Origin of the sequence: Streptomyces sp. NPDC094147 (genome assembly GCF_044764265.1) — a bacterium.
GTDB lineage: Bacteria > Actinomycetota > Actinomycetes > Streptomycetales > Streptomycetaceae > Streptomyces.
In genome coordinates, this window is record NZ_JBIWHT010000019.1 from 97,031 (window position 1) to 121,770 (window position 24,740).

General features: G+C 71.6%; 24 protein-coding genes and 1 pseudogene. 17 read left to right on the forward strand and 8 right to left on the reverse strand.

Features of this window, described 5'->3' with window-relative positions; translation table 11 throughout:
• Window position 1: 1 nt before the first annotated feature.
• From ACIQ8J_RS25050 to ACIQ8J_RS25060, 3 genes and pseudogenes are all read right to left on the reverse strand, one after another.
• Window positions 2–1,201: a hypothetical protein gene (locus tag ACIQ8J_RS25050; RefSeq protein WP_403274441.1), complete on the reverse strand. Its 1,200-nt coding sequence runs from the start codon at window positions 1,199–1,201 to the stop codon at window positions 2–4.
• A 10-nt stretch (window positions 1,202–1,211) separates the two neighbouring features.
• Window positions 1,212–1,493, reverse strand: a complete 282-nt coding sequence (locus tag ACIQ8J_RS25055; RefSeq protein ID WP_403607945.1) for a MoaD/ThiS family protein — start codon at window positions 1,491–1,493, stop codon at window positions 1,212–1,214.
• 21 nt (window positions 1,494–1,514) lie between these two features.
• Window positions 1,515–2,318, reverse strand: a pseudogene (locus ACIQ8J_RS25060) (alpha/beta hydrolase); the annotation flags it as partial.
• A 295-nt stretch (window positions 2,319–2,613) separates the two neighbouring features.
• Here ACIQ8J_RS25060 and ACIQ8J_RS25065 point away from each other — a divergent pair.
• The 5 genes from ACIQ8J_RS25065 (at window position 2,614) to ACIQ8J_RS25085 (ending at window position 8,212) form a co-directional block, all read left to right on the forward strand.
• Entirely contained in the window at window positions 2,614–3,405 is a 792-nt protein-coding gene (locus ACIQ8J_RS25065) for a winged-helix domain-containing protein (RefSeq protein WP_403274440.1), read from the forward strand.
• A gap of 94 nt (window positions 3,406–3,499) precedes the next feature.
• Entirely contained in the window at window positions 3,500–4,522 is a 1,023-nt protein-coding gene (locus ACIQ8J_RS25070; RefSeq protein ID WP_403274439.1) for a LacI family DNA-binding transcriptional regulator, read from the forward strand.
• A 118-nt stretch (window positions 4,523–4,640) separates the two neighbouring features.
• A complete protein-coding gene (locus tag ACIQ8J_RS25075) occupies window positions 4,641–5,897 on the forward strand; it encodes a S1C family serine protease (protein ID WP_403274438.1) in 1,257 nt (418 codons plus the stop codon).
• A gap of 162 nt (window positions 5,898–6,059) precedes the next feature.
• A complete protein-coding gene (locus ACIQ8J_RS25080; RefSeq protein ID WP_403274437.1) occupies window positions 6,060–6,791 on the forward strand; it encodes a response regulator transcription factor in 732 nt (243 codons plus the stop codon).
• Window positions 6,792–6,796: 5 nt separating this feature from the next.
• The gene (locus ACIQ8J_RS25085) at window positions 6,797–8,212 is read left to right on the forward strand and encodes a sensor histidine kinase (protein WP_403274560.1); all 1,416 of its coding nucleotides are present in this window, start codon (window positions 6,797–6,799) and stop codon (window positions 8,210–8,212) included.
• On the opposite strand, the gene ACIQ8J_RS25090 is transcribed toward ACIQ8J_RS25085, so the two are convergent.
• The gene (locus ACIQ8J_RS25090) at window positions 8,163–8,762 is read right to left on the reverse strand and encodes a TetR/AcrR family transcriptional regulator (RefSeq protein ID WP_403274436.1); all 600 of its coding nucleotides are present in this window, start codon (window positions 8,760–8,762) and stop codon (window positions 8,163–8,165) included. The genes ACIQ8J_RS25085 and ACIQ8J_RS25090 overlap by 50 nt on opposite strands.
• Window positions 8,763–8,876: 114 nt before the next feature.
• On the opposite strand from ACIQ8J_RS25090, the gene ACIQ8J_RS25095 reads away from it, so the two are divergent.
• The 9 genes from ACIQ8J_RS25095 to pstB all read left to right on the forward strand — a co-directional run bounded on the left by ACIQ8J_RS25095 (window position 8,877) and on the right by pstB (window position 19,233).
• The gene (locus tag ACIQ8J_RS25095) at window positions 8,877–9,656 is read left to right on the forward strand and encodes an alpha/beta fold hydrolase (RefSeq protein ID WP_403274435.1); all 780 of its coding nucleotides are present in this window, start codon (window positions 8,877–8,879) and stop codon (window positions 9,654–9,656) included.
• Between the two features lie 100 nt (window positions 9,657–9,756).
• Complete coding sequence (gene mshD, locus ACIQ8J_RS25100; RefSeq protein WP_403274433.1) at window positions 9,757–10,680, forward strand: mycothiol synthase; 924 nt, start codon at window positions 9,757–9,759, stop codon at window positions 10,678–10,680.
• Between the two features lie 448 nt (window positions 10,681–11,128).
• The gene (locus ACIQ8J_RS25105; RefSeq protein WP_403274432.1) at window positions 11,129–13,354 is read left to right on the forward strand and encodes an RNA degradosome polyphosphate kinase; all 2,226 of its coding nucleotides are present in this window, start codon (window positions 11,129–11,131) and stop codon (window positions 13,352–13,354) included.
• Window positions 13,355–13,373: 19 nt separating this feature from the next.
• A complete protein-coding gene (locus ACIQ8J_RS25110; RefSeq protein WP_403274559.1) occupies window positions 13,374–14,348 on the forward strand; it encodes a CHAD domain-containing protein in 975 nt (324 codons plus the stop codon).
• Complete coding sequence (locus ACIQ8J_RS25115; RefSeq protein WP_403274430.1) at window positions 14,345–14,812, forward strand: NUDIX hydrolase; 468 nt, start codon at window positions 14,345–14,347, stop codon at window positions 14,810–14,812. The genes ACIQ8J_RS25110 and ACIQ8J_RS25115 overlap by 4 nt, the downstream gene beginning before the upstream one ends.
• A gap of 242 nt (window positions 14,813–15,054) precedes the next feature.
• Window positions 15,055–16,200: a phosphate ABC transporter substrate-binding protein PstS gene (gene pstS, locus ACIQ8J_RS25120; protein WP_403274429.1), complete on the forward strand. Its 1,146-nt coding sequence runs from the start codon at window positions 15,055–15,057 to the stop codon at window positions 16,198–16,200.
• Between the two features lie 137 nt (window positions 16,201–16,337).
• Window positions 16,338–17,327, forward strand: coding sequence for a phosphate ABC transporter permease subunit PstC (pstC, locus tag ACIQ8J_RS25125; RefSeq protein WP_403274428.1), 990 nt, complete (start codon window positions 16,338–16,340; stop codon window positions 17,325–17,327).
• Complete coding sequence (gene pstA, locus ACIQ8J_RS25130; protein ID WP_403274426.1) at window positions 17,327–18,403, forward strand: phosphate ABC transporter permease PstA; 1,077 nt, start codon at window positions 17,327–17,329, stop codon at window positions 18,401–18,403. Before pstC ends, pstA begins: the two co-directional genes overlap by 1 nt.
• A gap of 53 nt (window positions 18,404–18,456) precedes the next feature.
• A complete protein-coding gene (pstB, locus tag ACIQ8J_RS25135; protein WP_399053030.1) occupies window positions 18,457–19,233 on the forward strand; it encodes a phosphate ABC transporter ATP-binding protein PstB in 777 nt (258 codons plus the stop codon).
• Window positions 19,234–19,401: 168 nt separating this feature from the next.
• Here the strand turns inward: pstB and ACIQ8J_RS25140 are convergent, their stop codons facing one another.
• Window positions 19,402–20,400: an anion permease gene (locus ACIQ8J_RS25140; RefSeq protein ID WP_403274425.1), complete on the reverse strand. Its 999-nt coding sequence runs from the start codon at window positions 20,398–20,400 to the stop codon at window positions 19,402–19,404.
• A gap of 5 nt (window positions 20,401–20,405) precedes the next feature.
• Window positions 20,406–21,026 (reverse strand): DUF47 domain-containing protein, encoded by a 621-nt coding sequence (locus ACIQ8J_RS25145; protein WP_053729022.1) that lies wholly within the window; start codon window positions 21,024–21,026, stop codon window positions 20,406–20,408.
• 218 nt (window positions 21,027–21,244) lie between these two features.
• On the opposite strand from ACIQ8J_RS25145, the gene ACIQ8J_RS25150 reads away from it, so the two are divergent.
• Complete coding sequence (locus ACIQ8J_RS25150) at window positions 21,245–21,589, forward strand: metal-sensitive transcriptional regulator (protein WP_403274424.1); 345 nt, start codon at window positions 21,245–21,247, stop codon at window positions 21,587–21,589.
• Between the two features lie 104 nt (window positions 21,590–21,693).
• Here ACIQ8J_RS25150 and ACIQ8J_RS25155 read toward each other — a convergent pair whose 3' ends face one another.
• Both ACIQ8J_RS25155 and ACIQ8J_RS25160 read right to left on the reverse strand, forming a co-directional pair.
• The gene (locus ACIQ8J_RS25155) at window positions 21,694–21,894 is read right to left on the reverse strand and encodes a hypothetical protein (RefSeq protein WP_403274423.1); all 201 of its coding nucleotides are present in this window, start codon (window positions 21,892–21,894) and stop codon (window positions 21,694–21,696) included.
• Between the two features lie 157 nt (window positions 21,895–22,051).
• Window positions 22,052–22,843, reverse strand: a complete 792-nt coding sequence (locus ACIQ8J_RS25160) for a hypothetical protein (protein WP_403274421.1) — start codon at window positions 22,841–22,843, stop codon at window positions 22,052–22,054.
• A 57-nt stretch (window positions 22,844–22,900) separates the two neighbouring features.
• On the opposite strand from ACIQ8J_RS25160, the gene ACIQ8J_RS25165 reads away from it, so the two are divergent.
• Window positions 22,901–23,083, forward strand: coding sequence for a hypothetical protein (locus tag ACIQ8J_RS25165; protein WP_403274558.1), 183 nt, complete (start codon window positions 22,901–22,903; stop codon window positions 23,081–23,083).
• A 116-nt stretch (window positions 23,084–23,199) separates the two neighbouring features.
• The gene (locus ACIQ8J_RS25170; protein WP_403274420.1) at window positions 23,200–24,735 is read left to right on the forward strand and encodes an FAD-binding oxidoreductase; all 1,536 of its coding nucleotides are present in this window, start codon (window positions 23,200–23,202) and stop codon (window positions 24,733–24,735) included.
• Window positions 24,736–24,740 lie beyond the last annotated feature (5 nt).

Consider the following 24,740-nt stretch of genomic DNA (forward strand, 5'->3'; position numbering starts at 1 on the left):
CCTACGCCACGGCGCGCCCGATGAGATAGAGCACAGGTACGGCCGCGGTGAGCGGCAGGGCGACGCCCGCCGTCATGTGGACGAAGCGGGAGGGGTAGTCGTACGAGGCGACCCGCAGGCCGATCAGCGCACAGCCCCCGGCCGCGAGGCCGAGCAGCGCACCGTTCGCGCCGATGCCGGTCAGACCGCCCATCGCGATGCCCGCGCCCGCGGCCGCGAGCAGCGCGACCGCCACGGAGGCGGCCGACGGCAGCGGCAGCGCCCGCGCGAGGGCGGCGACGGCCACGGCGACGGCGCCGACGGAGACCGCGTGCGGCGGCGCCGCGAGGTATCCGCCGGCCAGGATCGCGAGCGCCGCGGAGGCGACGGTCGCCATCAGCCCGTACATGCGCTCGTCGGGGTCGGCGTGCGACCGCAGTTGGAGCACGAGCGTGAGCAGCACCCAGACGCCGAGGGTGCCCAGGATCGCGGCGGGCGCGTTCTCCCGGCCGAGCGCGAGCAGCGCGACATCGGCGACCAGGCCGCCCGCGAAGGCGAGCGCGATGCCCTGCCGGGCCGGCCACATCCCGTTCAGCCGGAACCAGCCCGCCGCGGTCACGGCCTGGAGCAGGACGAGCGGTACCGCCAGCGAGTACGCGCCGAACTGCGCCCCCACCGCGAGCAGCAGACCGAGCACCGCGGTCAGCGCGGCGGGCTGCATCCCGGGCGCGATGACCGGCGAGCGGCCCTCCGCGCGGGCCCGCTGGGCATCGGTGACGCGGGCGCTGCCGACGGTGGTGGGCGGGCTGTAGGCCGGGCCTTGCGCGGACCCGGTGTACGGCTCGGGCGAGCCGTAGGCCGGTCCCGGAGCGACGGCCGGCTCAGCCAACGGAGCGGGCGCGGGCGCCTGAGCCATCGGCATCTCGGGCGGCAGCGGCACGGACGTGGTCCCCGCGCCGTTCTGCGGCGGCAGATACGCCGTCCCTTGCCCGCTCTCCTGCCAGGGCTGCGCGTGCCGCCCCCGGCGCTGAGCGGGCTCGGCCGGCTGCTGCACGGGCGGGATCGTGGGCTGGTACTGGGTGTCCCAGGTCTGCCCCTCCCAGGTCTGCGTGTACTGCGGCTGGTCCTGGTACGGCTCGTACGGGAACGGCGGCTGGGGCTGCACGGGCCGCCCGTACTGGTCGTACTGCGGCTGCTGCTGATACGGGTACTGCTCGCTCATGACGTGGGGGTCACCCTCCTGCGAACGGCGGGAGCACCTCGACCGTGCCGCCCTCGGCAAGGCGTACGGTCTCATGGTTCCGCTTGCCGACGGGGTCACCGTCGACCAGGAAGGAACACCTCTGCAGTACGCGCGTCAGCTCTCCGGGGTGCCGTTCGCGCACCGCGTCGAGTGCCTCGGCCAGCGTCCCGGCGGTGTACGGCTCCTCGGCGACACCGGCGGCGGACTTGGCCGCGGCCCAGAAGCGGATGGTTCCCGCTGCCATGGTGAGGCTCCTTTCGTCGCCCTCCATGATGGGCCACTCGGCGGGCCGGGCGGCCGTCAGCCAGCCCGCGATCTTGGTGAGCAGCGCCTCGCCGGCCGCGTTCTCGGCGTGGCCCATGCCCGGCTCCAGCCACAATTCCGCAGGTCCGGCGGCCGCCAGCATGCGCGGGTGGTCCACCGGGAAGTACGGGTCGCGGTCGCCGTGCACGATCAGGAGCGGGGTCGGCGCGATCAGCGGGACGGCCTCGACGGGCGAGAGCGGCACCGGGTCCCAGTCCTCGGGATGGATCCGGGTGGCGAAGCCGAACCGGCCGACCAGCCGTCCGGCGCGCCGGGTCACCAGCCAGTGCACCCGCCGCATCGCGGGCGTACCGCGGTAGTACCAGCGGGCGGGCGCGCTGACCGCGGCCACTGCTTCCGTGCGCCCCCTCATGCTCCCCCTGTGCGTCGCCGCGTGCCGCAGCACCACGGACCCGCCCATCGAGAAGCCGACGGTCACCACGTGCTCGTACCCGAGTGATCTCGCCCACTCGACGGCCGCCGCGAGATCGAGCACCTCGCGGTCGCCGACGGTGGAGCGGCCGGCGGACTTCCCGTGCCCGCGGAAGGAGAAGGTCACCACGGCCGCGTACCGGGCGAACACGCCTGCCGCCCTTCGTACGGCGGGCCGGTCGGCCGATCCCGTGAATCCGTGCGCGACCACGATCGCGGTGTCGGTGGCACCCGTACGGCACGGTTCATAAACCGCCTCGATCCGGACACCGTCCGAGGTACACAGGGTTGCGCGCCGGGGTCCGGGAGTGATCGAGGAAACAGCTGAAGTGTGAAATCGGCCCTCTGCCTCGGAACTCATGTGGGCTATTCTCCTAGGCAGAGGATCCGGGCAACGCAGCCCCCGGGTCCTTTTGTGTTTCCCGGTCGTTGTTACGGACGGGTGAACAAACGCTCACAAAGGAGCTGCTCCCGGGGCGCGGGGGCAGACCCCACAAAGCAACACAAAGTACGAAGCAGTGCCGCAACGCCCCCGAGCTCCTGAGGAGCAGGGGGACCCCCTCCGCAGGGACCGAGGAGGAACAAGACGTTATGGGCGAGCGAACCGTGCACGATCCGAAGAAACCGACGACGCTGACCACGGCAGGTGGGGCGCGATGAGCTCTCTGCTGCTCCTGACCAATGCCCTTCAGCCGTCGACGGAGGTGCTCCCCGCCCTCGGCCTGCTTCTGCACAGCGTGCGGGTGGCCCCCGCCGAGGGCCCGGCCCTGGTCGACACCCCGGGTGCCGACGTCATCCTGATCGACGGCCGCCGCGACCTCCCGCAGGTGCGGTCGCTGTGCCAGCTGCTCCGCTCCACGGGACCGGGCTGTCCGCTGGTCCTGGTCGTCACCGAGGGCGGTCTGGCCGCCGTCACCGCCGACTGGGGCATCGACGACGTCCTGCTCGACACCGCGGGCCCGGCCGAGGTCGAGGCCCGGCTGCGGCTGGCCACCGGCCGCCAGCAGATCACGTCGGACGACTCCCCCATGGAGATCCGCAACGGCGACCTCTCCGTGGACGAGGCGACGTACAGCGCGAAGCTGAAGGGGCGGGTCCTCGACCTGACCTTCAAGGAGTTCGAGCTGCTCAAGTACCTCGCCCAGCACCCGGGCCGGGTGTTCACGCGCGCCCAGCTGCTCCAGGAGGTCTGGGGCTACGACTACTTCGGCGGCACCCGCACGGTCGACGTCCACGTACGACGGCTGCGGGCCAAGCTCGGTCCCGAGCACGAGTCGCTGATCGGTACCGTCCGCAATGTCGGATACCGCTTCGTGACACCGGAGAAGGTCGAACGCGCGGCCGAGGAGGCCAAGGCGCGGGCGGTCGTGGACGCGGCCACCGCCGAGGCGAAGGAAGCGGCCGTCCGCTCGCAGAAGCGACAGGCCGAGCAGCAGGCCGAGCGATAGGCCAAGCGGGTAGGTCATGCGCTAGGTCACACGTGGGGTACGACCTGCGATAAGGCCTGCCCAGCGGGAGGTCACCCCGCGTAGACTGCCGCGCGTGGCCAAGGTGACGCGGGACGATGTGGCGCGACTGGCGGGTACTTCGACCGCGGTCGTGAGCTACGTCATCAACAACGGACCCCGGCCGGTCGCCCCGGCCACGCGCGAGCGTGTCCTCGCCGCGATCAAGGAGTTGGGGTACCGGCCCGACCGGGTGGCCCAGGCGATGGCCTCGCGGCGCACCGACCTCATAGGCATGATCGTCCCCGATGCGCGGCAGCCGTTCTTCGCGGAGATGGCGCACGCCGTCGAACAGGCCGCCGCCGAGCGCGGAAAGATGGTCCTGGTCGGCAACTCCGACTACCTCGACGACCGCGAGGTGCACTATCTGCGGGCCTTCCTCGGCATGCGGGTCGCCGGTCTGATCCTGGTCAGCCAGGGCCCCAGCGAGCGGGCCGCGGCCGAGATCGACGCCTGGGACGCCCGGGTGGTGCTGCTGCACGAACGCCCCGAGGCCATCGACGACGTGGCGGTCGTCACCGACGACATCGGCGGCGCCCAGCTCGCCACCCGCCACCTCCTGGAACACGGCCATGAGTACGTCGCCTGCCTCGGCGGGGTCGAGTCGACCCCGGCTGTCGGCGACCCGGTGGCCGACCACGTGGAGGGCTGGCGCCGGGCCATGCTGGAGTCGGGCCGCTCGCTGGAGGGCCGGCTCTTCCAGGCCCCGTACAACCGGTACGACGCCTACAAGGTGGCGCTGGAGATCCTGGCCGGGCCCGAGCGGCCGCCGGCCATCTTCTGCTCGACCGACGACCAGGCGATCGGGGTGCTGCGGGCCGCCCGCGAGCTCCGCATCGACGTGCCGGGCGAGCTCGCCGTGGCGGGCTTCGACGACGTCAAGGAAGCGGCCCTGACCGATCCGCCGCTCACCACGATCGCCTCCGACCGGCCCGCCATGGCGCGGGCCGCCGTCGATCTGGTCCTGGACGACGCGCTGCGGGTGGCGGGGTCGCGCCGGGAGCGGCTGAAACAGTTCCCCTCGCGGCTCGTCGTACGCCGCTCCTGCGGCTGCGGGTAGTTCAGCCGGCCGTCGCCAAGGCGCCGCGAGGCGCCTTTATTTCGGGCAAACGCGGTTCTGCCGGGCTTCTTAACCGGTCCTCAGACTGCTCTCATGATCCGTCGCGAAGGTCATAGACATGACCGAGAGCCCCCGCCACAGCGGCGAGTACCCCGAGCAGCAGCCGAACCACTCTTCTGAGTCCTGGCAGCGAGCCAAGGACGACGCCCGGCGAGAGGCCGAGGCCTACGCGGCCGCCTACCCGCCGCCGCCCCCGTACCAGCCGACCGCCCCCGTCACCGCCGGCCCCGGCACCACCGTGTGGCCGGGCAGCCCGGCCGGCCACCCCGAGACCGCAGGGTTCCACGGGGGCGGCGACGGCGGCGGGGCCGTCCACCACCTCGCCGGGGCGGACGCGGGCCCGCCGAAGCCGCGCCGCACCAAGCGTTCGGTCGGCCTCCTCGCCGCCGTCGCCATCATCGCCGCGGCCATCGGCGGCGGCACCGCCGCCGTGGTCGAGCACTACGTCAGCAACGACGGCACCACCGTGGCCTCCGGCGTCAGCGGCACCAACGCCGCCAACAGCACCAACGGCACCGTCTCCGGCGTCGCCAAGGCCCTCATGCCGAGCATCGTCGAGATCAACGCGACGTCCGGCTCGGGCGAGTCGACCGGCGCGGGCGTGATCATCACCTCCGGCGGCGAGGTCATCACCAACAACCACGTCATCTCGGGCGCCAGCCAGATAAAGGTCAAGCTCAGCAACGGCAAGTCGTACCCCGCGAAGGTCGTCGGCACCGACCCCGACAAGGACCTCGCGCTGGTCAAGCTGGACGGGGCGAGCGGCCTCAAGCCCGCGAACCTCGGCGATTCCAGCAAGGTCGCGGTCGGCGACCAGGTCGTCGCGATCGGCTCCCCCGAGGGCCTCACGGGCACCGTCACCAGCGGCATCGTCTCCGCCCTCAACCGCGATGTCACCGTCGCCAAGGAGCAGGGCAACCAGGGACAGGGCCAGGGACAAGGCCAGGGGCGCGGGAACGGCGGCTGGCCGTTCGAGTTCGGCGGGCAGCAGTTCAACGGCGACACCGGGTCCTCGAAGACCACGTACAAGGCGCTCCAGACCGACGCCTCGCTCAACCCGGGCAACTCCGGCGGTGCGCTCATCGACATGAACGGCAACATCATCGGCATCAACTCCGCGATGTACTCGCCGAGTTCGAGCAGCGCGGGCGGCTCGTCGGCCGGCAGTGTCGGGCTCGGCTTCGCCATCCCGATCAACACCGTCAAGTCCGATCTCGCCGGCCTGCGCAGCGGCGGCAGCGGCGGCGCGAACACCGGCGGCAACAGCAACCAGGGCACCGGCAGCTCCGGGAACGGCTTCGGCGGCAGCTACTGACCCGCGCGGGGCCGTCAGGGTCTGTCCGGCGGATCACGGCCGGGGCCACGGCGCCCTGTCCGACCCTGACCCACCGGACACCCCTAGCCGCCCCGCGCCCCGCCGTCCGCGTGCGAGGCTGATGTCACCGAGCCGAAGAGAAGCAGAAGAAGGAACCCGCTCATGAGCCCCGCCGAGGACGAACCGCAGCGCATCCTGATCGTCGACGACGAGCCCGCCGTCCGCGAGGCGCTCCAGCGCAGTCTCGCCTTCGAGGGGTACGGCACCGAGGTCGCCGTCGACGGCCTCGACGCCCTCGCCAAGACGGACGCGTACCGGCCGGAGCTGATCGTCCTCGACATCCAGATGCCCCGCATGGACGGCCTGACCGCCTCCCGCAGGCTGCGCGCCGCCGGCTCCACCACCCCCATCCTGATGCTGACCGCACGCGACACGGTCGGCGACCGCGTCACCGGGCTCGACGCGGGCGCCGACGACTACCTGGTCAAGCCCTTCGAGCTGGACGAACTCTTCGCCCGCATCCGGGCGTTGCTCCGCCGCAGCTCGTACGCCGTCGACACGGGGACGGCCGGGCGGGACGAGGCCAACGTCCTCACCTTCGCGGACCTGCGGATGGACCTGTCGACGCGGGAGGTCACGCGCGGCAGCCGGGTGGTGGAGCTGACCCGCACCGAGTTCACCCTCCTGGAGATGTTCCTGGCCCACCCCCGCCAGGTGCTGACCCGCGAGCAGATCCTCAAGGCGGTCTGGGGCTTCGACTTCGAGCCGTCGTCCAACTCCCTCGACGTGTACGTGATGTACCTGCGCCGCAAGACGGAAGCGGGCGGCGAGCCGCGCCTCGTGCACACGGTGCGGGGTGTGGGGTACGCGCTGCGGCCGGGCGGCGCGGAGTGAACCGTCTGGTCCGGCGGTACCGCGCCATGCCGCTCCGCTCGCGCCTGGCCATGCTGGTCGCGACGGCGGTGGCGGTCGCGGTGGCTGCGGTGGCGGTGGCGTGCTGGCTGATGACCCGCGCCCAGTTGCACGCGGAACTCGACACGACCCTGCGCAACAGCAGCGCACCCCCCGAGTCGGTGGATGCCGCCCTGCGCAACTGCATCGCCCCCGGCGGCAGTTCCATCAGCACCAAACAGCGGTACAGCTTCGCCTACATCCAGGTCGTCCTGCCGGACGGCACGCGCTGCATGGCACCGAACGCGCAGCCCGTGAAGGTGCAGCAGCAGGACATCGCGGTGGCCACCGGCCGGCAGGGGAACACGCTGCACGACGGCGTCACCGACAGGGGCGAGGCCGTACGGGTCCACACGGTGCGCGAGAGCCTGCCCGGAGGGGTCGGCTCGATCGGCGTCAGCGTCTCCCGTCCGCTCACCGAGATCGACGCGGCGCTCAACCGGCTGGCCGTCCTGCTGGCCGGCCTCGCCGGAATCGGTGTGCTCGGCGCGGGCGCGGCCGGACTCTGGGTCGCGCGGACCGGGCTGCGGCCCGTGGACAAGCTGACCGGCGCGGTCGAGCACGTGGCGCGGACCGAGGACCTGACCGTCCGCATCCCCGTCGAGGGGGAGGACGAGATCGCCCGGCTCTCGCGTTCCTTCAACGCGATGACCGCCGCCCTCGCCTCCTCCCGCGACCGGCAGGCGCAGCTCATCGCGGACGCCGGCCACGAGCTGCGCACCCCGCTCACCTCGCTGCGTACGAACATCGAGCTGCTCGCCAGGAGCGAGGAGACCGGGCGGGCCATTCCGCCCGCCGACCGCAAGGCGCTCATGACGTCCGTCACCGCCCAGATGTCCGAACTGGCCTCCCTCATCGGCGACTTGCAGGAGCTGTCCCGGCCGGACGCGGTCCGCGAGGGGCCGCTGGAGGTGGTCGGCCTGCACGACATCACGCGGATCGCGCTCGACCGGGCCCGGCTGCGCGGCCCCGAGCTGACGATCACGGCACAGCTCGCGCCCTGGTACGTACGGGCCGAACCGGCCGCGTTGCAGCGGGCGGTCGTGAACGTGCTGGACAACGCGGTGAAGTTCAGCCCGCCGCGCGGCACGGTCACGGTCGTCCTGGACCGGGGCATCCTGACCGTCCGCGACCACGGCCCCGGCATCCCCGCCGATGACCTCCCGCACGTCTTCGAACGGTTCTGGCGCTCCCCGTCGGCCCGCGCGCTGCCCGGCTCGGGGCTCGGCCTGTCGATCGTGGCGCGTACGGTGCAGCACGCGGGAGGCGAGATCAGCCTCGCCCCGGCCGACGGCGGCGGCACGGCCGCCACGATCAGGCTGCCGGGGGCGCCGACCCCTCCCCCCGAGCTTCGAGCAGGTTAGCCAGCGCGCGCAGCCCGGCCACGATCTCCCGCCCGTCCGGGGCATGTCCGGGATCGGTGAGCCACTGGATCATCACGCCGGACATCAGCGCCAGGTGTACGGAGCCGAGAGTGCGCACGTCGGAGTCCTCGACCGCGTCCTCGGGCCCGCCGGTGAGCTGGGCGGTCACCCCCCGCCGCCCCTCGCGCTGTCCGACGGCGAGGATCTCGCGCAGTTCGGGCGAGGTCTGGGCGTGCACGAAGGCCTCGACGCTCGCCAGCCACAGCCAGCGGTGGCTCTCGAAGGTGCTGATCGTGCCGTCCCACAGGGCCGCGTACCGCTCGGCGGCCGAGCCGTCCCGGCCGGCCGGTCCGCCGCCCCCGGCGCCCCATTCCTCGATCGCCGCGATCAGCGCCTCGTTGAGCAGGGCCTCGCGGGAGCCGAAGTGGTAGCCGATGGCGGCCATCGACACCTTCGCGGCGGTGGCGATGTCGCGCACGGTGGTGCGCAGATAGCCCTTCTCCTCCAGGCAGCGCCTGGCACCGGCCAGCAGATCCTCACGGTTTCCCATGCCAGGGATGGTAACCAGCCACCTTGCGCAACCGCCTTATACAAACGTCTTGCACGCTTGCCCAAATCCTGCGTACAGTCATGGCTGCCACCAGCGACGAGGGAGCCCGACACCATGAACCGCCACGAGATGACGACCGCCGACGGACGCCGCCTGTCCTACCTGGACTTCGGCCCCGCCGACGGCCGCCCGCTGCTCGCCCTGCACGGCCACCTCTCGGAGGGCGCCTCCTTCGCGGACCTCGCGGCCGAACTCGGCCCCGAATGGCGGGTGATCGCGCCCGACCAGCGCGGCCACGGCGACTCCGACCGGGCCGCCGACTACACCCGCGCCGGGTACGTCGGCGACCTCCTCGCCCTCCTCGACCACCTGGGTCTGGACTCGGTCGTCGCCCTCGGCCACTCGCTGGGCGCCATCAACGCCTACCACCTGGCGGCCGAACACCCCACCCGCGTCACGGCGTTGGTCAACACCGACGCACCCGTCGACCTGCCGCACCTGGACCCGGGCCCCTTCGCCTTCCTCGCCCGCTTCCCCTACACGGCCGCCGACGAGGACGAACTCATCGCCGCCACCGCCCCGTTGGGCGCGCTGATCGCCCCCTCGATCCGCCCGCACGCCGACGGCGTACGGCTGGCCTTCCACCCCCAGGACACCATCGACTCCGAGCGTCTGGTGCACGGCGACCACTGGGCCACCTGGCTGGGCAGCGACTGTCCCGCCCTGCTGATCCACGCCGCCCGCAGCCAGGCGCTCCCGGCCGGGCAGGCCCGCGCGATGGCCGAACGCCGCCCGCACACCACCGCCGTCACCCTGGACACCGACCACTTCGTACAGCAGCAGGACCCGAAGGGCTTCGCGGCGGCGGTACGGGACTTCCTCGCCACGCTGTGAGCTCCCCCCGGGCGGGACCGACGGGACCCCGTACCGACCACCGCGGACCCGAAGCGGCGCCCGCCCCATCCGCGCGCCGCCCCGCCGTACCCTCGTAGACATGACAGACGCAGCCGTCCCCGCCCCGGCCTCCCGCGACATCCAGACGCTCGACGAGCTCAGTCACTCCCAGGCCCAGGCCGTCCTCGACCTGCTCGCCGAAGCCGCCCGCGGCGACGGGCAGCAGGCCGTTTCCGAGCAGGGGCGGCTCCAGTTGCGCGGCGGCCGGCGCGAGGGCGTCCGGCATTTTCTGCTGACCACGAGCGGCGTGCTCGCCGGGTACGCCCAGCTGGAGGACACCGACCCGGTCGAGGCGCCCGCCGCCGAACTCGTCGTGCACCCCGCGCACCGCGGCCACGGGCACGGGCGCGCCCTCGGCAGCGCGCTGCTCGGCGCGACCGGCAAGCGGCTGCGGGTCTGGGCGCACGGCGGGCACTCCGCGGCCCGCCACCTCGCGCAGGTCCTCGGCCTCACCCTGTTCCGCGAACTGCGCCAGCTGCGGCGCCCGTTGAGCCCGCTGGACATCGCGGAGCCGGTCTGGCCCGCGGGCGTCACCGTGCGCACCTTCACACCGGGCGACGACGACGCGGCCTGGCTCGCCGTGAACGCCGCCGCCTTCGCCCACCACCCCGAGCAGGGCTCCCTCACCCAGCGCGACCTGGACGACCGCAAGGCCGAGCCGTGGTTCGACCCCAAGGGCTTCTTCCTCGCGGAGAAGGACGGCGAGATCGTCGGCTTCCACTGGACCAAGGTGCACGCCGCGGAGCAGCTCGGCGAGGTGTACGTCGTCGGGATCCGGCCGGACGCGCAGGGCGGCGGCCTCGGCAAGGCCCTCACCGCGACCGGCCTGCGCCACCTCGCGGCCGAGGGGCTGCCCACCGCGATGCTGTACGTCGACGCCGACAACACCGCGGCCGTCACGGTCTACGAGCGCCTCGGCTTCACCACCCACGAGGTGGACCTGATGTACCGCGCGGAGTCGTAAGGGCCCGTCCTCTTGCCGCCGCCCGGCCGCGGCCGCATCCTGGGTGGCGGCCGCGCGCCGCGGCCCTGGGGGGTGTCCGGTGGGTCAGGGTCGGACAGGGCGCGGCGGCTGGTGCGGTGCATCGCAAGGCGCCGGAGCGGCCTGATAGCGGAGCTATCGGGACGTTTCGGCAACGCGGCGAGGTGCCGTGCCAGCCGCCGCGACCCCGGCCATGACCCACCGGACACCCCCTAGCCCCCCGGCGCCGACGCCCGGGGGCCGGAGTCCGCTTGCCCGCACGTCATGTCCTCGTAACCAGTCATTCAGACACGCTTGCGACCCTCACACAATGAAGCCGCCGGCGCCCGCCACCCGGAACGGAACTGTTCCCCCGCCCAGACCCTCCAGGGCGCTCACTCCCGCCCTCTCCGACGCGCTGGACTCACCCGACGCGCGGAACAATGGAGGCATGAGCCAGCAGCCCAGCGCCGAGGTCCCGCTCCAGCCCGCCCAGCCGTCCGTCGGTTCCATAGCCGCGCACCGGCCGCACACCCTCGCGGCCGCCGTTTCCGACCTGGAACCGGACATCGACGCCGACCTGGACGCCTACGAGGACGAGAGCGAGGGCGAGGAGCTTCCCTCGGGGCGCTTCCTGGACCGCGAACGCAGCTGGCTCGCGTTCAACGAGCGCGTCCTGGAGCTGGCCGAGGACCCGGCGACCCCGCTGCTCGAACGGGCGAACTTCCTGGCGATCTTCGCCTCGAACCTGGACGAGTTCTTCATGGTCCGGGTGGCCGGCCTCAAGCGCCGCATCGCGACCGGCGTCGCCACCCGCTCCGCCTCCGGCCTCCAGCCGCGCGAGGTGCTCGACCTGATCTGGACGCGCTCGCGCGAGCTCATGGCCCGGCACGCCGCCTGCTACCAGCAGGACGTCGCCCCGGCGCTCGCCGACGAGAGCATCCACCTGATCCGCTGGCCCGAGCTCACCGAGAAGGAGCAGGCCCGGCTCTTCACCCTGTTCCGGCAGCAGATCTTCCCGGTGCTCACCCCGCTGGCCGTGGACCCCGCGCACCCCTTCCCGTACATCTCGGGACTCTCGCTCAACCTCGCCGTGGTCGTCCGCAACCCGGTCTCCGGGCACCGCCACTTCGCCCGGGTGAAGGTGCCGCCGCTGCTCTCCCGGTTCCTGGAGGCCTCGCCGCAGCGCTACGTCCCCCTTGAGGACGTCATCGCCGCGCACCTGGAGGAGCTCTTCCCCGGGATGGAGGTCCTCGCGCACCACATGTTCCGGGTAACGCGCAATGAGGACCTGGAAGTTGAGGAGGACGACGCGGAGAACCTGCTCCAGGCGCTGGAGAAGGAGCTCATGCGGCGCCGGTTCGGCCCGCCGGTCCGCCTGGAGGTCGAGGAGTCCATCGACCCGTACGTACTCGACCTGCTGGTACGGGAGTTGAAGGTCTCCGACGCCGAGGTGTACCCGCTGCCGGGGCCGCTCGACCTGACCGGGCTCTTCGGGATCTCGGCGCTCGACCGGCCGGAGCTGAAGTTCCCCAAGTTCGTCGCGGGCACCCACCGCGACCTCGCCGAGGTCGAGTCCGCCTCCGCGCCCGACATATTCGCCGCGCTGCGCGAACGCGATGTGCTGCTGCACCACCCGTACGACTCGTTCTCCACCTCGGTGCAGGCCTTCCTGGAGCAGGCCGCCGGCGACCCGGACGTACTCGCCATCAAGCAGACGCTGTACCGGACTTCGGGCGACTCGCCGATCGTGGACGCGCTGATAGACGCCGCCGAGTCGGGCAAGCAGGTGCTCGTCCTGGTGGAGATCAAGGCGCGCTTCGACGAGCAGGCCAACATCAAGTGGGCGCGGAAGCTGGAGGAGTCCGGCTGCCACGTCGTCTACGGACTCGTCGGCCTCAAGACGCACTGCAAGCTGTCCCTCGTGGTGCGCCAGGAGGGCGACCTGCTGCGCCGCTACTCGCACGTCGGGACCGGCAACTACCACCCCAAGACGGCCCGGCTGTACGAGGACCTGGGGCTGCTGACCGCCGACCCGCAGGTCGGCGCCGACCTCTCCGACCTCTTCAACCGGCTCTCCGGCTACTCCCGCCGCGAGACCTACCGGCGGCTGCTCGTCGCCCCCAAGTCCCTGCGGGACGGCCTGATCGCGCGGATCAACAAGGAGATCGCCCACCAGCACGCCGGGCGGCCCGCCTACGTCCGCATCAAGGTCAACTCGATGGTCGACGAGGCCGTCATCGACGCCTGCTACCGGGCCAGCCAGGCGGGCGTGCCCGTCGACGTCTGGGTCCGCGGCATCTGCGCGATCCGGCCCGGCGTCACCGGGCTGTCCGAGAACGTACGGGTCCGTTCCGTCCTCGGACGCTTCCTCGAACACTCACGGATCTTCGCCTTCGGCAACGGCGGCGAGCCCGAAGTCTGGTTCGGCAGCGCCGACATGATGCACCGCAACCTCGACCGACGCATCGAGGCACTGGTCCGGGTCGCCGACCCGGCCCACCGCGCGGCCCTGAGCCGGCTCCTGGAGACCGGGATGTCGGACACCACCTCATCCTGGCACCTGGGCGCCGACGGGAACTGGACCCGGCGTGCGACCGATGCCGAGGGCCAGCCGCTGCGGCACGTACAGGAGATGCTGATAGACGCCCGGAGGCGCCGGCGTGCAACACCCTGACAACATCCCGGGACCGGACATGGCGGGCGAGGTCCTGGCCCCCTACCTCCACGCGCAGGCGGGGGAATTCCTGCGCGGCCTGCGCCTCCACCGGGAGGCGGGGCCCGACAACCACTCCACCGAGGAGGCCGCCCGCGCCCTGCGCGCGGCCGCCCGCCGCATCAGCGGCACCCTCCACACCTTCCGCCCGCTCCTCGACGGGGCGTGGGCCGACCAGCTGCGCGCCGAACTCGCCTGGCTGTCCGGCACGTTGGCGGCCGAGCACTCCCTCGGGGCCCGGCTCACCCGGCTCCTCGACGCCCTGCACCGGCTCTCCGGCAGCCGGGTGCCGCCGCCCCGCGGTGACACCGGCTCCCTCACGGTGGGCGCCGCCCGCGCCGGGGCGCTGCTCGACCGCCAGCTGACCCTGGCCCGCACCCGGGCCCACTCGGCGTCGCTCCAGGCGCTCGGCTCGTCCCGGTTCCACGCCGTGGCGGACGCGGTCGCGCTGCTGGCCAGCGAGGTGCCGCTGGCGCCGGCGGCCGCCGCCCACGCCGCCGAGGTGCTGGCGCCCGCGGCGCTGGACGCCGAGGACCGGCTGGAGCGGGCGGTGGCCGCGCTGCCGCTGGCCCGCGCGGCCCATCCGTACAACGCGGAGGCCCTGGTCCAGGAGAGCGAGAGCCAGGACAGCCCCTGGCACCAGGTGCGGCTGCTGCTGCGGCTGCACCGGTACGCCCAGGAAGCGCTGCACCACGGGCTCGGCGCCACCCTGCCCGCGGAGCGTCTGGTGGCGGCGGGCCGGGCCCTGGACCTGCACCGGGACGCCGCCGAGGCCGCCTCGGCGGCCGCCGCCGCGGCCCGCACACCCCGGATCGCCCCGGCCACCGCGTACACGCTCGGCGTGCTGCACGCCGACCAGCGGCACGAGGTGGAGGCGGCCCGCTTCGCCTTCCAGCGCGTCTGGCAGCCTGTGGTGGTGACGACAGCACCCTCGGCGACCACGGCCGCACCATGAGCACCGCACCCGACGGAACCGTCCTGGCGGCGGGGTGCGTCCTGTGGCGGCGCGCCACGTGGGGCGACCGGGTTCCCCAAGCTCTCAACTCCGTTCGAGCAGGGGAGGCCCCATTGGAGATCTGCCTCGTGCACCGGCCCAAGTACGGCGACTGGTCCCATCCCAAAGGGAAGCTGAAGCGGGGCGAGGCGCCGCTCGCGGGTGCGCTGCGCGAGGTACTCGAAGAGACTGGGTTCGCGTGCCTGCCCGGCGCGCGGCTGCCCACCGCCCACTACACGGACTCCCAGGGCCGGCCCAAGCGCGTCGACTACTGGGCGGCCGAGGCGGGCGAGGGCCGCTTCACCGCGTGCGCCGAGGTCGACCGGCTGCTGTGGCTGCCCCCGGCGGCCGCCCACCACCGGCTCACCCAGGCCCGCGACCGCCAACTGCTCCTGGCCCTGCTCGACACGCTCCACCAGGCCTGATCCCGGAGCGCACGCCGGCTGCCGATTCGGTTCCGTACGCCAGCTGAACACGAACCGGTAACGGTCGGCACCGCACTGCCCGCCACGGTTCACCTTCCGTTAACTCTCCCCCGCAGGCCGCTTCACCTGTTCTGTCTAATTTCGGCCTTACCCGGTGCAAGGCACCCCGCCCTCACCGCCCATCCACGCACGCCGCCGTACAACGGACGGAAACCGGCGGCTCCCGGAAGGAACACCCGAAAGTGAAGCTTCAGCGCAAGAACCGGCTCCGCGCCACCGCCCTCGGCGTCATCGCCGTGTCCAGCGCCCTGGCCCTCACGGCGTGCGGCAGCGACAACAACAGCGGCGGCGGGAGCACGGGCGGCACGGGCGGCACGGCCTCCGGGGCGGCCTCCAACGTGAAGTGCGACGGCGCCAAGGGCCAGCTCCTGGCGTCCGGCTCCTCCGCGCAGAAGAACGCCATGGACCTCTGGGTCAAGAACTACATGGCGGCCTGCAAGGACGCGCAGATCAACTACAAGTCCTCCTCCTCCGGCGAGGGCATCGTCGCCTTCACCCAGGGCACGGTCGGCTTCGCGGGCTCCGACTCGCCGCTCAACGCCCAGCAGGTCGCGGACTCCAAGAAGGTCTGCACCGGCGGCGGCCAGGGCATCAACCTCCCGATGGTCGGCGGCCCGATCGCGATCGGCTTCCACATCGACAACGTCGACAGCCTGGTCCTGGACGCCCCGACCCTCGCCAAGATCTTCAACGGCAAGATCACCAAGTGGAACGACGAGGCGATCACCAAGCTGAACCCGAGCGCCAAGCTCCCGGACCTGGCGATCCAGGCCTTCCACCGCTCCGAGGACTCCGGCACCACCGAGAACCTCACCAAGTACCTCAGCGCCACCGCCAAGGCCGACTGGTCGTACGCGCCCGCCAAGAAGTGGGCCGCCCCCGGCGGTCAGGCCGCGTCCGGCTCGGCCGGTGTCGCTGCCCAGGTCAAGCAGACCAACGGCGCGATCGGCTACTTCGAGCTCTCGTACGCCTCCTCCCAGTCGATCAAGACCGTGGACATCAACACCGGCGCCTCCGCCCCGGTCAAGGCCAGCTCGGCGAACGCCTCCACCGCCATCGCCGCCGCGAAGATCGCCGGCACCGGCAAGGACCTGGCGCTGAAGCTGGACTACACGACCAAGGCCGACAACGCGTACCCGATCGTCCTCGTGACGTACGAGATCGCCTGCGACAAGGGCAACAAGCCCGCCACCCTCGCCGCGGTCAAGTCCTTCCTCTCCTACACCGCCGGCGCCGACGGGCAGAAGCTGCTCACCGACGCCAGCTACGCGCCGATCCCGGCCGAGATCAACTCCAAGGTCATCGAGACCGTCAACTCCCTCTCGTAGAACCACAGTTGAGCCGCCGGGCCGAAGACCCGGCGGCTCGCGTGGGGCGGGGGCCCCGATCCGGCCCCCCAGCCACACCATCCGGTGCACCGCCGCCAGGGGACCCACCAGGTCCCCGCCCACAGACCGGAAAGACCATGTCTTCTTCCATAGCAACGGACACACCACCACCCGCCGCCCCGGCCCGCCGCAAGCAGTCCACCGGCCGCGCGGGTGACAAGATCTTCCTCGGACTCTCCCGGGGTTCCGGCATCTTCCTGCTGGTCGTCATGGCGGCCATCGCCGTCTTCCTCAGCGTCCGGGCCGGCATCGCGATCTCGAAGGACCAGGGCAACTTCCTGACCACCTTCGACTGGAACCCGGCCGGCAGCCCGCCGGCGTTCGGCATCGCGGTCCTGCTCTTCGGCACGGTCGTCAGCTCGATCATCGCGATGGCCATCGCCGTGCCGATCGCGGTCGGCATCGCCCTGTTCATCTCGCACTACGCGCCGCGCAAGCTGGCCGCACCCCTCGCGTACGTCGTCGACCTGCTCGCCGCCGTCCCGTCGATCGTCTACGGCATCTGGGGCGCCCTGTTCCTGGTGCCCTACCTCGGCGGCCTCAACGACTGGCTCGACAAGTACATGGGCTGGACCTACCTCTTCGAGAAGACCGAGGTCGGCGTCGCCCGCTCCATCTTCACCGTCGGCGTCCTGCTCGCGATCATGATCCTGCCGATCGTGACCAGCGTCAGCCGCGAGGTCTTCCTCCAGGTCCCGCGCATGAACGAGGAGGCGGCACTCGCCCTCGGCGCGACCCGCTGGGAGGTCATCCGCCTGTCGGTGCTGCCCTTCGGCCGCTCGGGCGTGATCTCCGCCTCGATGCTGGGCCTCGGCCGAGCGCTCGGCGAGACGATGGCCGTCGCCACGGTCCTGTCCCCGAGCTACATCATCTCGCTGCACCTGCTCAACGCGGGCGGCGGCACCTTCGCGCAGAACATCGCCGCGAAGTTCGACGAGGCCAACCAGCTCGGGCGCGACGCCCTGATCGCCTCGGGCCTCGTCCTCTTCATCCTCACCCTGCTGGTGAACGGCGCGGCCCGCATGATCATCGCGCGCCGCAAGGAGTACTCGGGGGCGAATGCCTGATGTCACACGCAGCCGTACAGGAAACCCGCCCGGCCACCCCGGCCCCCCGCAAGGGAAGCCTCAGCCACCGGGCACTGCCCCGCTGGGCCGGCGCCGGATTCGCGGTCGCCGCGGTCGCCCTCGGCGTGGGCATCGGCCTCGCCTTCGACCTGCAGAGCAAGGTCCAGTGGGGCCTGATATCAGCGCTCCTGTTCATCCTCATCTCGTACGCGGTCACCTCGGCCGTCGAGAACAAGCGGCAGGCCAAGGACCGGGTGGCGACCTCCCTGGTCTGGGTCTGCTTCATCCTCGCGGTGATCCCGCTGTTCTCCCTGCTGTGGACGACGATCAGCCGCGGCAGCAAGGTCCTCAACGGGTACTTCCTGTCCCACTCGATGGCCGGCGTCCCCGGCTTCGAGGCGGGCGGCGGTGTCTACCACGCGCTGATCGGCACCCTGGAGCAGGTGGGCCTGGCCACCCTGATCTCCGCGCCGCTCGGCCTGCTGACCGCGGTCTACCTGGTCGAGTACGGCAAGGGCGCGCTCGCCAAGGCCGTCACCTTCTTCGTGGACGTCATGACGGGCATCCCGTCGATCGTCGCCGGTCTCTTCATCCTCACGCTGATGCTGATGTTCCAGCTGGAGCCCTCCGGCTTCATGGGCTCGCTCGCGCTGTCGATCCTGATGATGCCGGTCGTGGTCCGCTCCACCGAGGAGATGCTCAAGCTCGTACCGAACGAGCTGCGCGAGGCCTCGCTCGCCCTCGGCGTACCGAAGTGGCGCACGATCCTGAAGGTGGTCATCCCGACCGCGCTCGGCGGCATCACCACGGGCGTCATGCTCGCGATCGCCCGCATCGCCGGCGAGACCGCCCCGATCATGCTGCTCGTCTTCGGCAGCCAGCTGATCAACACCAACCCCTTCTCGGGCGCCCAGTCCTCGCTCCCCTTCTACATCTGGGAGCAGTACCGGGTCGGCAGCGACGCGTCGTACGACCGCGCGTGGGCGGCCGCCCTAGTCCTGATCGCCTTCGTCATGATCCTCAACCTGGTGGCTCGCGGCATCGCCCGCTGGAAGGCCCCCAAGCACGGTCGCTGACGCGGCCAACTCAGCGACCCTTTCTCGCACGCTCGAAAGAAGCAGTGATTGTTATGGCCAAGCGAATCGACGTAAGCGGCCTCTCGGCCTACTACGGCGCCCACAAGGCGATAGACGACATCTCGATGACCGTCGAGCCGCGTTCCGTGACCGCCTTCATCGGCCCGTCCGGCTGCGGCAAGTCCACGTTCCTGCGCACCCTGAACCGCATGCACGAGGTCACCCCCGGCGGCCGCGTCGAGGGCAAGGTGCTCCTGGACGACGAGAACCTGTACGGCTCCGCGGTCGACCCGGTGGCGGTCCGCCGCACGGTCGGCATGGTCTTCCAGCGCCCCAACCCGTTCCCCACCATGTCGATCTTCGACAACGTGGCGGCGGGCCTGCGGCTGAACGGCAAGTTCAAGAAGTCCGAACTGGCCGACGTGGTGGAGAAGTCCCTCAAGGGCGCGAACCTCTGGAACGAGGTCAAGGACCGCCTCAACAAGCCCGGTTCGGGCCTCTCCGGCGGCCAGCAGCAGCGCCTGTGCATCGCGCGGGCGATCGCGGTGGAGCCGGACGTGCTGCTCATGGACGAGCCGTGCTCCGCGCTCGACCCGATCTCGACCCTCGCCATCGAGGACCTGATCGGCGAGCTGAAGGAGCGCTTCACGATCGTCATCGTGACGCACAACATGCAGCAGGCGGCGCGCGTCTCGGACCGTACGGCCTTCTTCAACCTCGCGGCGGTCGGGCAGCCCGGCAAGCTGATCGAGATCGACGAGACCGAGCGGATCTTCTCCAACCCCTCCGTGCAGGCCACGGAGGACTACATCTCGGGCCGCTTCGGATAAGCAGCCCCCTCGCACGTCTGCGGTGCTGCATGGCGGTGCCACCGCAAGACGAAGGGCCCGCCCCCTGGTGATCCCAGGGGGCGGGCCCATTTACGTGCTGCGAAAACCAAGCCCGTGCGGCAATTGAGGAGCGGGGGTCCGGGGGCGGAGCCCCCGGGACGGCCAGGATCAGCCGAAGAACAAGCGCACCACGAGATAGCTGCCGGCCGCGACCAGCGCCGCCGCCGGCATCGTGATGAACCAGCCCAGGATGATGTTCTTCGCGACCCCCCACCGCACCGCGTTGACCCGCTTGGTCGCCCCCACACCCATGATCGCCGAGGTGATCACATGCGTCGTGGAGATCGGCGCGTGGTACAGGAACGCGGACCCGAACATGATCGAGGCACCCGTGGTCTCCGCCGCGAACCCCTGCGGCGGATCCAGCTCGATGATCTTCCGGCCGAGCGTCCGCATGATGCGCCAGCCACCCGCGTACGTACCCAGCGACAGCATCCCCGCGCAGGCGATCTTCACCCAGATCGGGATCTCGTCCCCGGCGGACTGCACATCGGCGATGGTCAGCGCCATCACCACCACGCCCATGGTCTTCTGCGCGTCCTGGAGGCCGTGGCCGAGCGCCATGCCGGCCGCCGAGACGGTCTGCGCGATGCGGAATCCGCGCTTGGCCTTGTGCGGGTTGGCCTTGCGGAACATCCACAGGATCACGCACATCACGAGGTAGCCGACGATCAGACCGACCACCGGCGAGACGAACATCGGGATGACGACCTTGTCGAGCACCCCGGACCAGTACACCGTGGTGCCGCCCGCGAGCGCCGCCCCGACCATGCCGCCGAACAGGGCGTGCGACGACGAGGACGGCAGCCCGAAGTACCAGGTGACGAGGTTCCAGATGATCGCGCCGACCAGCGCGGCGAACAGGATCCCCATCCCCTTGTTGCCCTCGGGCGTGGAGATGAGCCCCTCGCTCACGGTCTTGGCGACCCCGCTGCCGAGGAAGGCACCGGCGAGGTTCATGACGGCGGCCATCGCGAGCGCGGCCCGCGGCGTCAGGGCCCGCGTCGAGACCGAGGTGGCGATCGCGTTCGCGGAGTCGTGGAAGCCGTTGGTGTACGTGAATCCGAGCGCGACCGCGATGGTGACGATCAGTGCAAAGGTGTCCACGGAGGTCAGGACTCCTTGACGGCGATGGTCTCCACCGTGTTCGCCACGTGCTCGAACGCGTCCGCGGCCTCTTCGAGCACGTCCACGATCTGCTTGAGCTTCAGCACCTCGATGGCGTCGTACTTGCCGTTGAAGAGGTGGGCGAGCAGCTTGCGGTGGATCTGGTCGGCCTGGTTCTCCAGGCGGTTGACCTCGATCCAGTACTCGGTCAGGTTGGACATCGTGCGCAGGTTGGGCATGGCCTCCGCGGTCAGCACGGCCGCCCGGTTGAGCACCTCGATCTGCTGCTCGACGCCCTTGGGCAGCTCCTCCACGTTGTAGAGGACGACGAGGTCGACGGCCTCCTCCATGAAGTCCATGATGTCGTCGAGGCAGGAGGCGAGGTTGTAGATGTCCTCGCGGTCGAAGGGCGTGATGAACGAGGAGTTCAGCTGGTGGAAGATCGCGTGGGTGGCGTCGTCCCCCGCGTGCTCCGCCGCCCGCATGCGCTCCGCGATCTCGGCCCGGGACGCGGAGTCCGCTCCGAGCAGTTCCATGAGGAGCTTCGAGCCCGTGACGATGTTGTCCGCGGATGCGGAGAACATGTCGTAGAAGCTCGTCTCCCTGGGGGTCAGACGAAAGCGCACGTGGGGTCCTCGGAGTGCTTGGGATTCGGTCAGGCTGATGCTAGGCGCATCATCCGGCCACGGCTAACCGGCGTTCTTCAGTGTCGCCCATCAGGCACAGTGCTCAGCACGGGCCCCCGCCGGGGAATCCGCAAATTCGGTACCATATACCCACGAGGGGTATCAAGCCCCTTGCCGGACTTGGCAGACCCAGACCCGGCAGACAACGGGAGGACGCGATGACGACCACCGAGGCGGCCGGCCCCCCGGTCGAGAACCCCGTGACCGATCACGACCACGGCGTGCACGGCTACCACAAGCAGAAGGACGAGCACCTCAAGCGGCTGCGCCGCATCGAGGGCCAGATCCGCGGCCTGCAACGGATGGTGGACGAGGACGTCTACTGCATCGACATACTCACCCAGGTCTCCGCGTCCACCAAGGCTCTGCAGTCCTTCGCCCTCCAGCTCCTGGAGGAGCACCTGCGCCACTGCGTGGCGGACGCCGCGGTGAAGGGCGGCGACGAGATCGACGCGAAGGTGGAGGAAGCGACGAAGGCCATCGCGCGCATGATGCGCACGTGAGCGGCAGGTAGGTGCGGGGCGCGGCGGCCCGACAGCCCCGGCCCGCAGCCGGCACCCCGGGAGGCGCCGCGACCGGCCGGCCTCGGCGGCCGCGGCCCGCGGGGCTACCCGCGAGCGGCCCGGCCGGCCGGGCCCTCCGGGGGCCGGGCGGGCTGCACCCCGTTCAGTACCGCGTCGATCAGGTCCGGGCTCAGCCGGTCCCCCTCCGCGGCCGACGCCGCGATCATCAATTCACCGCACAGCTCGATCTCGACGAGGGCCACGTGGTCCTGGACGGTCGCACCGCGAAGCGAAGCCACGCACATCACCTCTTCCTCGACCTCTTCCCACCGTCGTCTGCTCTGCTGCCCTGCTCGCCGTCGTCGGCTTCCTAGCGTAGGGAGAGGAACACGGACCGCGCATGGCACGGACGGACCATTTCCGCCACCGGTGCCCCACCTGAGGGGGCCATATCTGGCTGAGTTACGGCTGGATCTTCCCGTCGAAGATGTCCCGCCCGTCCGGCAGCCGTACGCTCACCGTCGCCCCGAACCCGTACAGCAGCGTGGTCGAGGCGACCGCGACGGGCCGCCCGTCGTTCACATAGCTGAACTGCTGCCGCACTTTGCGCAGCCGCCCCTCCTCGTCGACGTACGCGTCGAACGGAACCGCCCCCTTGGAGAACCCTTTCGCCACCTTCTCGGGAAGCGGGGCGCTGCCCCGGTAGTGCCGCACCTTGACCCCGGCCAGGTCCTCCTCGCCGACGTACGTCACACCCTGGGCGCGGCTCAGGAGTTCGGCGGCGGTGTACGGGTCGGTGGCGCCGCCGGTGACCAGGTTCCCGTCGGCGAGCGTGGCGGTGTCGATCCGTACCCATTTGTCGGCGGGGACTCCGGCGCCGCGGTTCTTCATGTAGAGCGCGCCCGGCGCGAGGAGCTCGGTGATCGGCTGCTGCCCGGCCGACCCGGCGGGCAAGTTGGGCAGCACCACCGCCAACTGCCCGGTCCTGCGCCGGAAGTCGTACGTGCCCTCGCCGCGGATCGTCACCCGGGTGCCCCCGGTGGCCATCTCCATCGAGGTGGTGGCCCGCGAACTCCCCGCCGCCACCAGCCGGTCGGCCGTCGCCCGCACCGTCGCGGCCGGGTCGCCCGACGCCCCGCTCGTGACCCTCGCGCTGGTTCCGCCGCAGCCGGCGGCCGTCGCGATCACCCCGCACACCAGCGCGCCGGCCACCACCGCACCCGCTCGACCAGCTCCGTGCCGTTGCATCACCATCGCCGCCAAACCCCCAACGCCCACCTGGCTTTGCCGTACCGCTTAACGACCGCGGTACTGCCCCCGTCACGCCCGCAGTACGGTGGTGAGGTGCCCCACCAGACCACCATCACGGAGCGCGGCAGCTTCGCCATCGCCCGCTGCTCCTGCGGCTGGACAGGCCCAGCCCGAAGAAGCCGCGACAAGGCCCGGACCGACGCCGAGGTACACCACCCCGCGAAACAGGGCCCCTGCGGTTGAGGAGCGGGGATCCGGGGGCGCTGTGCCCATCAGCGGCTCCGCCGCGGGCCCCGGTTCGGGAAGGGGCGGGGTGGGGAAGAAGCCAGCGCAGCGCCCCCCCACCCCCGGGAGCTCCCATGCGCCGCCGCACGCTCCTCGCCGCAGCCGCAACCACCCTCACCGCAACCGCGTGCAGCGGCGGCACCGCGAAGGACAGGCCGCCCCCGCCCCGCACCTCGACGGCAGCCTCCCCACCCCCCACCTGGCCCGCCCTCGCCCGCTCCCTCGACGGCAGACTCATCCGCCCCGGCGACGCCGACTACGCAACCGCCCGCCAGCTCTACAACACCCGCTTCGACAACCAGAGACCCGACGCCGTCGCCTACGTCGCCCACGAGGCGGACATACAGGAATGCCTCGCCTACGCCCGTGCCACCCGCACCCCCGTCGCCGTCCGCAGCGGTGGCCACGACTACGCCGGGTGGTCCTCGGGCACCGGCCGCCTCGTCATCGACGTGTCCCGCCTCAACGGCGTCGACGCCGACGGCACCATCGGCGCGGGCGCCCGGCTGGTCGACGTCTACACCGAGCTCTCGAAGAGCGGCCGCGCCATCCCGGGCGGCTCCTGCCCCACCGTCGCCGTCGCGGGCCTGACCCTCGGCGGCGGCCACGGCGTCACGTCCCGCGCGTACGGACTGACCTGCGACAGCCTGACCTCCGTCACCCTCATCACCGCCGACGGCCGGAAACTGACGGCGAGCGAGCAGCAGCACCCGGATCTGTTCTGGGCCCTGCGCGGCGCGGGGAACGGCAACTTCGGGGTGGTCACCGGCTTCGGCTTCCGTACGCACGAAGCCCCTCAGGGCGTCACCGCGTATCTGACCTGGCCCTGGCGGCAGGCGCAGGGGGTCATCGAGGCCTGGCAGGAGTGGGGGCCGGACCAGGGCGACGAGATCTGGTCCGCCGCGCATCTGGCCGGGGCGGCCGGCGGGGGCACCCCGACCGTGAACGTCGCCGCGTTCTCGATCGGCTCGTACGGCGATCTGCGCAACGCGCTCGACCGCCTCGCCGACCGCGCGGGCGCCCCCGACGCCTCGGTGTCCCTGCACCGCACCGGCTTCCAGGACGCGATGCTGCTGTACGCGGGCTGCTCCGCCTTCAGCCGGGCCCAGTGCCATCTGCCGGGCGCCACCCCGGGCCGCTCCCCGCAGGGCGTGCTCCAGCGCGAGACGTACGCCGCCCGCTCCGACTTCTACACCGAGCCGCTCCCCGCCGATGGCATACGGCAACTCCTCATCCGTACCGAGGAGTTCACCCGGATCGCGGCCTCGGACAACGGCGGCGAAGGCACCGTCGTGCTCACCGCGCTGGGCGGCGCGGTCAACCGGGTCGCCCCCGACGCCACGGCTTTCGTCCACCGCACCTCGCGGGTGCTCGCCCAGTACGTCGCCTCGTGGCGACCGGGCACGGCCGGCGCCGCCCAGCAGTCGTGGCTCGCCCGCACCCACGAGGCGCTGCGCCCCCATGCCTCGGGAGCGGCGTACCAGAACTACGCCGACCCGTCCCTGACCGACTGGCGTACGGCCTACTACGGCACGGCCGCACCGCGCCTGGCCGAGCTCAAGCAGCAGTACGACCCGGACAGGCTCTTCGACTTCCCCCAGGCGCTGTGACCGGG

Coding starts and splice junctions, on each gene's coding strand:
- ACIQ8J_RS25080 (WP_403274437.1), top strand. CDS start 6,060: ATGAGCCCCGCCGAGGACGAACCGCAGCGCATCCTGATCGTCGACGAC.
- pstC (WP_403274428.1), top strand. CDS start 16,338: ATGTCTTCTTCCATAGCAACGGACACACCACCACCCGCCGCCCCGGCC.
- ACIQ8J_RS25155 (WP_403274423.1), bottom strand. CDS start 21,894: ATGTGCGTGGCTTCGCTTCGCGGTGCGACCGTCCAGGACCACGTGGCC.
- ACIQ8J_RS25150 (WP_403274424.1), top strand. CDS start 21,245: ATGACGACCACCGAGGCGGCCGGCCCCCCGGTCGAGAACCCCGTGACC.
- ACIQ8J_RS25115 (WP_403274430.1), top strand. CDS start 14,345: ATGAGCACCGCACCCGACGGAACCGTCCTGGCGGCGGGGTGCGTCCTG.
- ACIQ8J_RS25050 (WP_403274441.1), bottom strand. CDS start 1,201: ATGAGCGAGCAGTACCCGTATCAGCAGCAGCCGCAGTACGACCAGTAC.
- ACIQ8J_RS25110 (WP_403274559.1), top strand. CDS start 13,374: ATGGCGGGCGAGGTCCTGGCCCCCTACCTCCACGCGCAGGCGGGGGAA.
- ACIQ8J_RS25105 (WP_403274432.1), top strand. CDS start 11,129: ATGAGCCAGCAGCCCAGCGCCGAGGTCCCGCTCCAGCCCGCCCAGCCG.
- ACIQ8J_RS25090 (WP_403274436.1), bottom strand. CDS start 8,762: ATGGGAAACCGTGAGGATCTGCTGGCCGGTGCCAGGCGCTGCCTGGAG.
- ACIQ8J_RS25170 (WP_403274420.1), top strand. CDS start 23,200: ATGCGCCGCCGCACGCTCCTCGCCGCAGCCGCAACCACCCTCACCGCA.
- ACIQ8J_RS25065 (WP_403274440.1), top strand. CDS start 2,614: ATGAGCTCTCTGCTGCTCCTGACCAATGCCCTTCAGCCGTCGACGGAG.
- pstA (WP_403274426.1), top strand. CDS start 17,327: ATGTCACACGCAGCCGTACAGGAAACCCGCCCGGCCACCCCGGCCCCC.
- ACIQ8J_RS25160 (WP_403274421.1), bottom strand. CDS start 22,843: ATGGTGATGCAACGGCACGGAGCTGGTCGAGCGGGTGCGGTGGTGGCC.
- mshD (WP_403274433.1), top strand. CDS start 9,757: ATGACAGACGCAGCCGTCCCCGCCCCGGCCTCCCGCGACATCCAGACG.
- pstB (WP_399053030.1), top strand. CDS start 18,457: ATGGCCAAGCGAATCGACGTAAGCGGCCTCTCGGCCTACTACGGCGCC.
- ACIQ8J_RS25095 (WP_403274435.1), top strand. CDS start 8,877: ATGAACCGCCACGAGATGACGACCGCCGACGGACGCCGCCTGTCCTAC.
- ACIQ8J_RS25075 (WP_403274438.1), top strand. CDS start 4,641: ATGACCGAGAGCCCCCGCCACAGCGGCGAGTACCCCGAGCAGCAGCCG.
- ACIQ8J_RS25055 (WP_403607945.1), bottom strand. CDS start 1,493: ATGGAGGGCGACGAAAGGAGCCTCACCATGGCAGCGGGAACCATCCGC.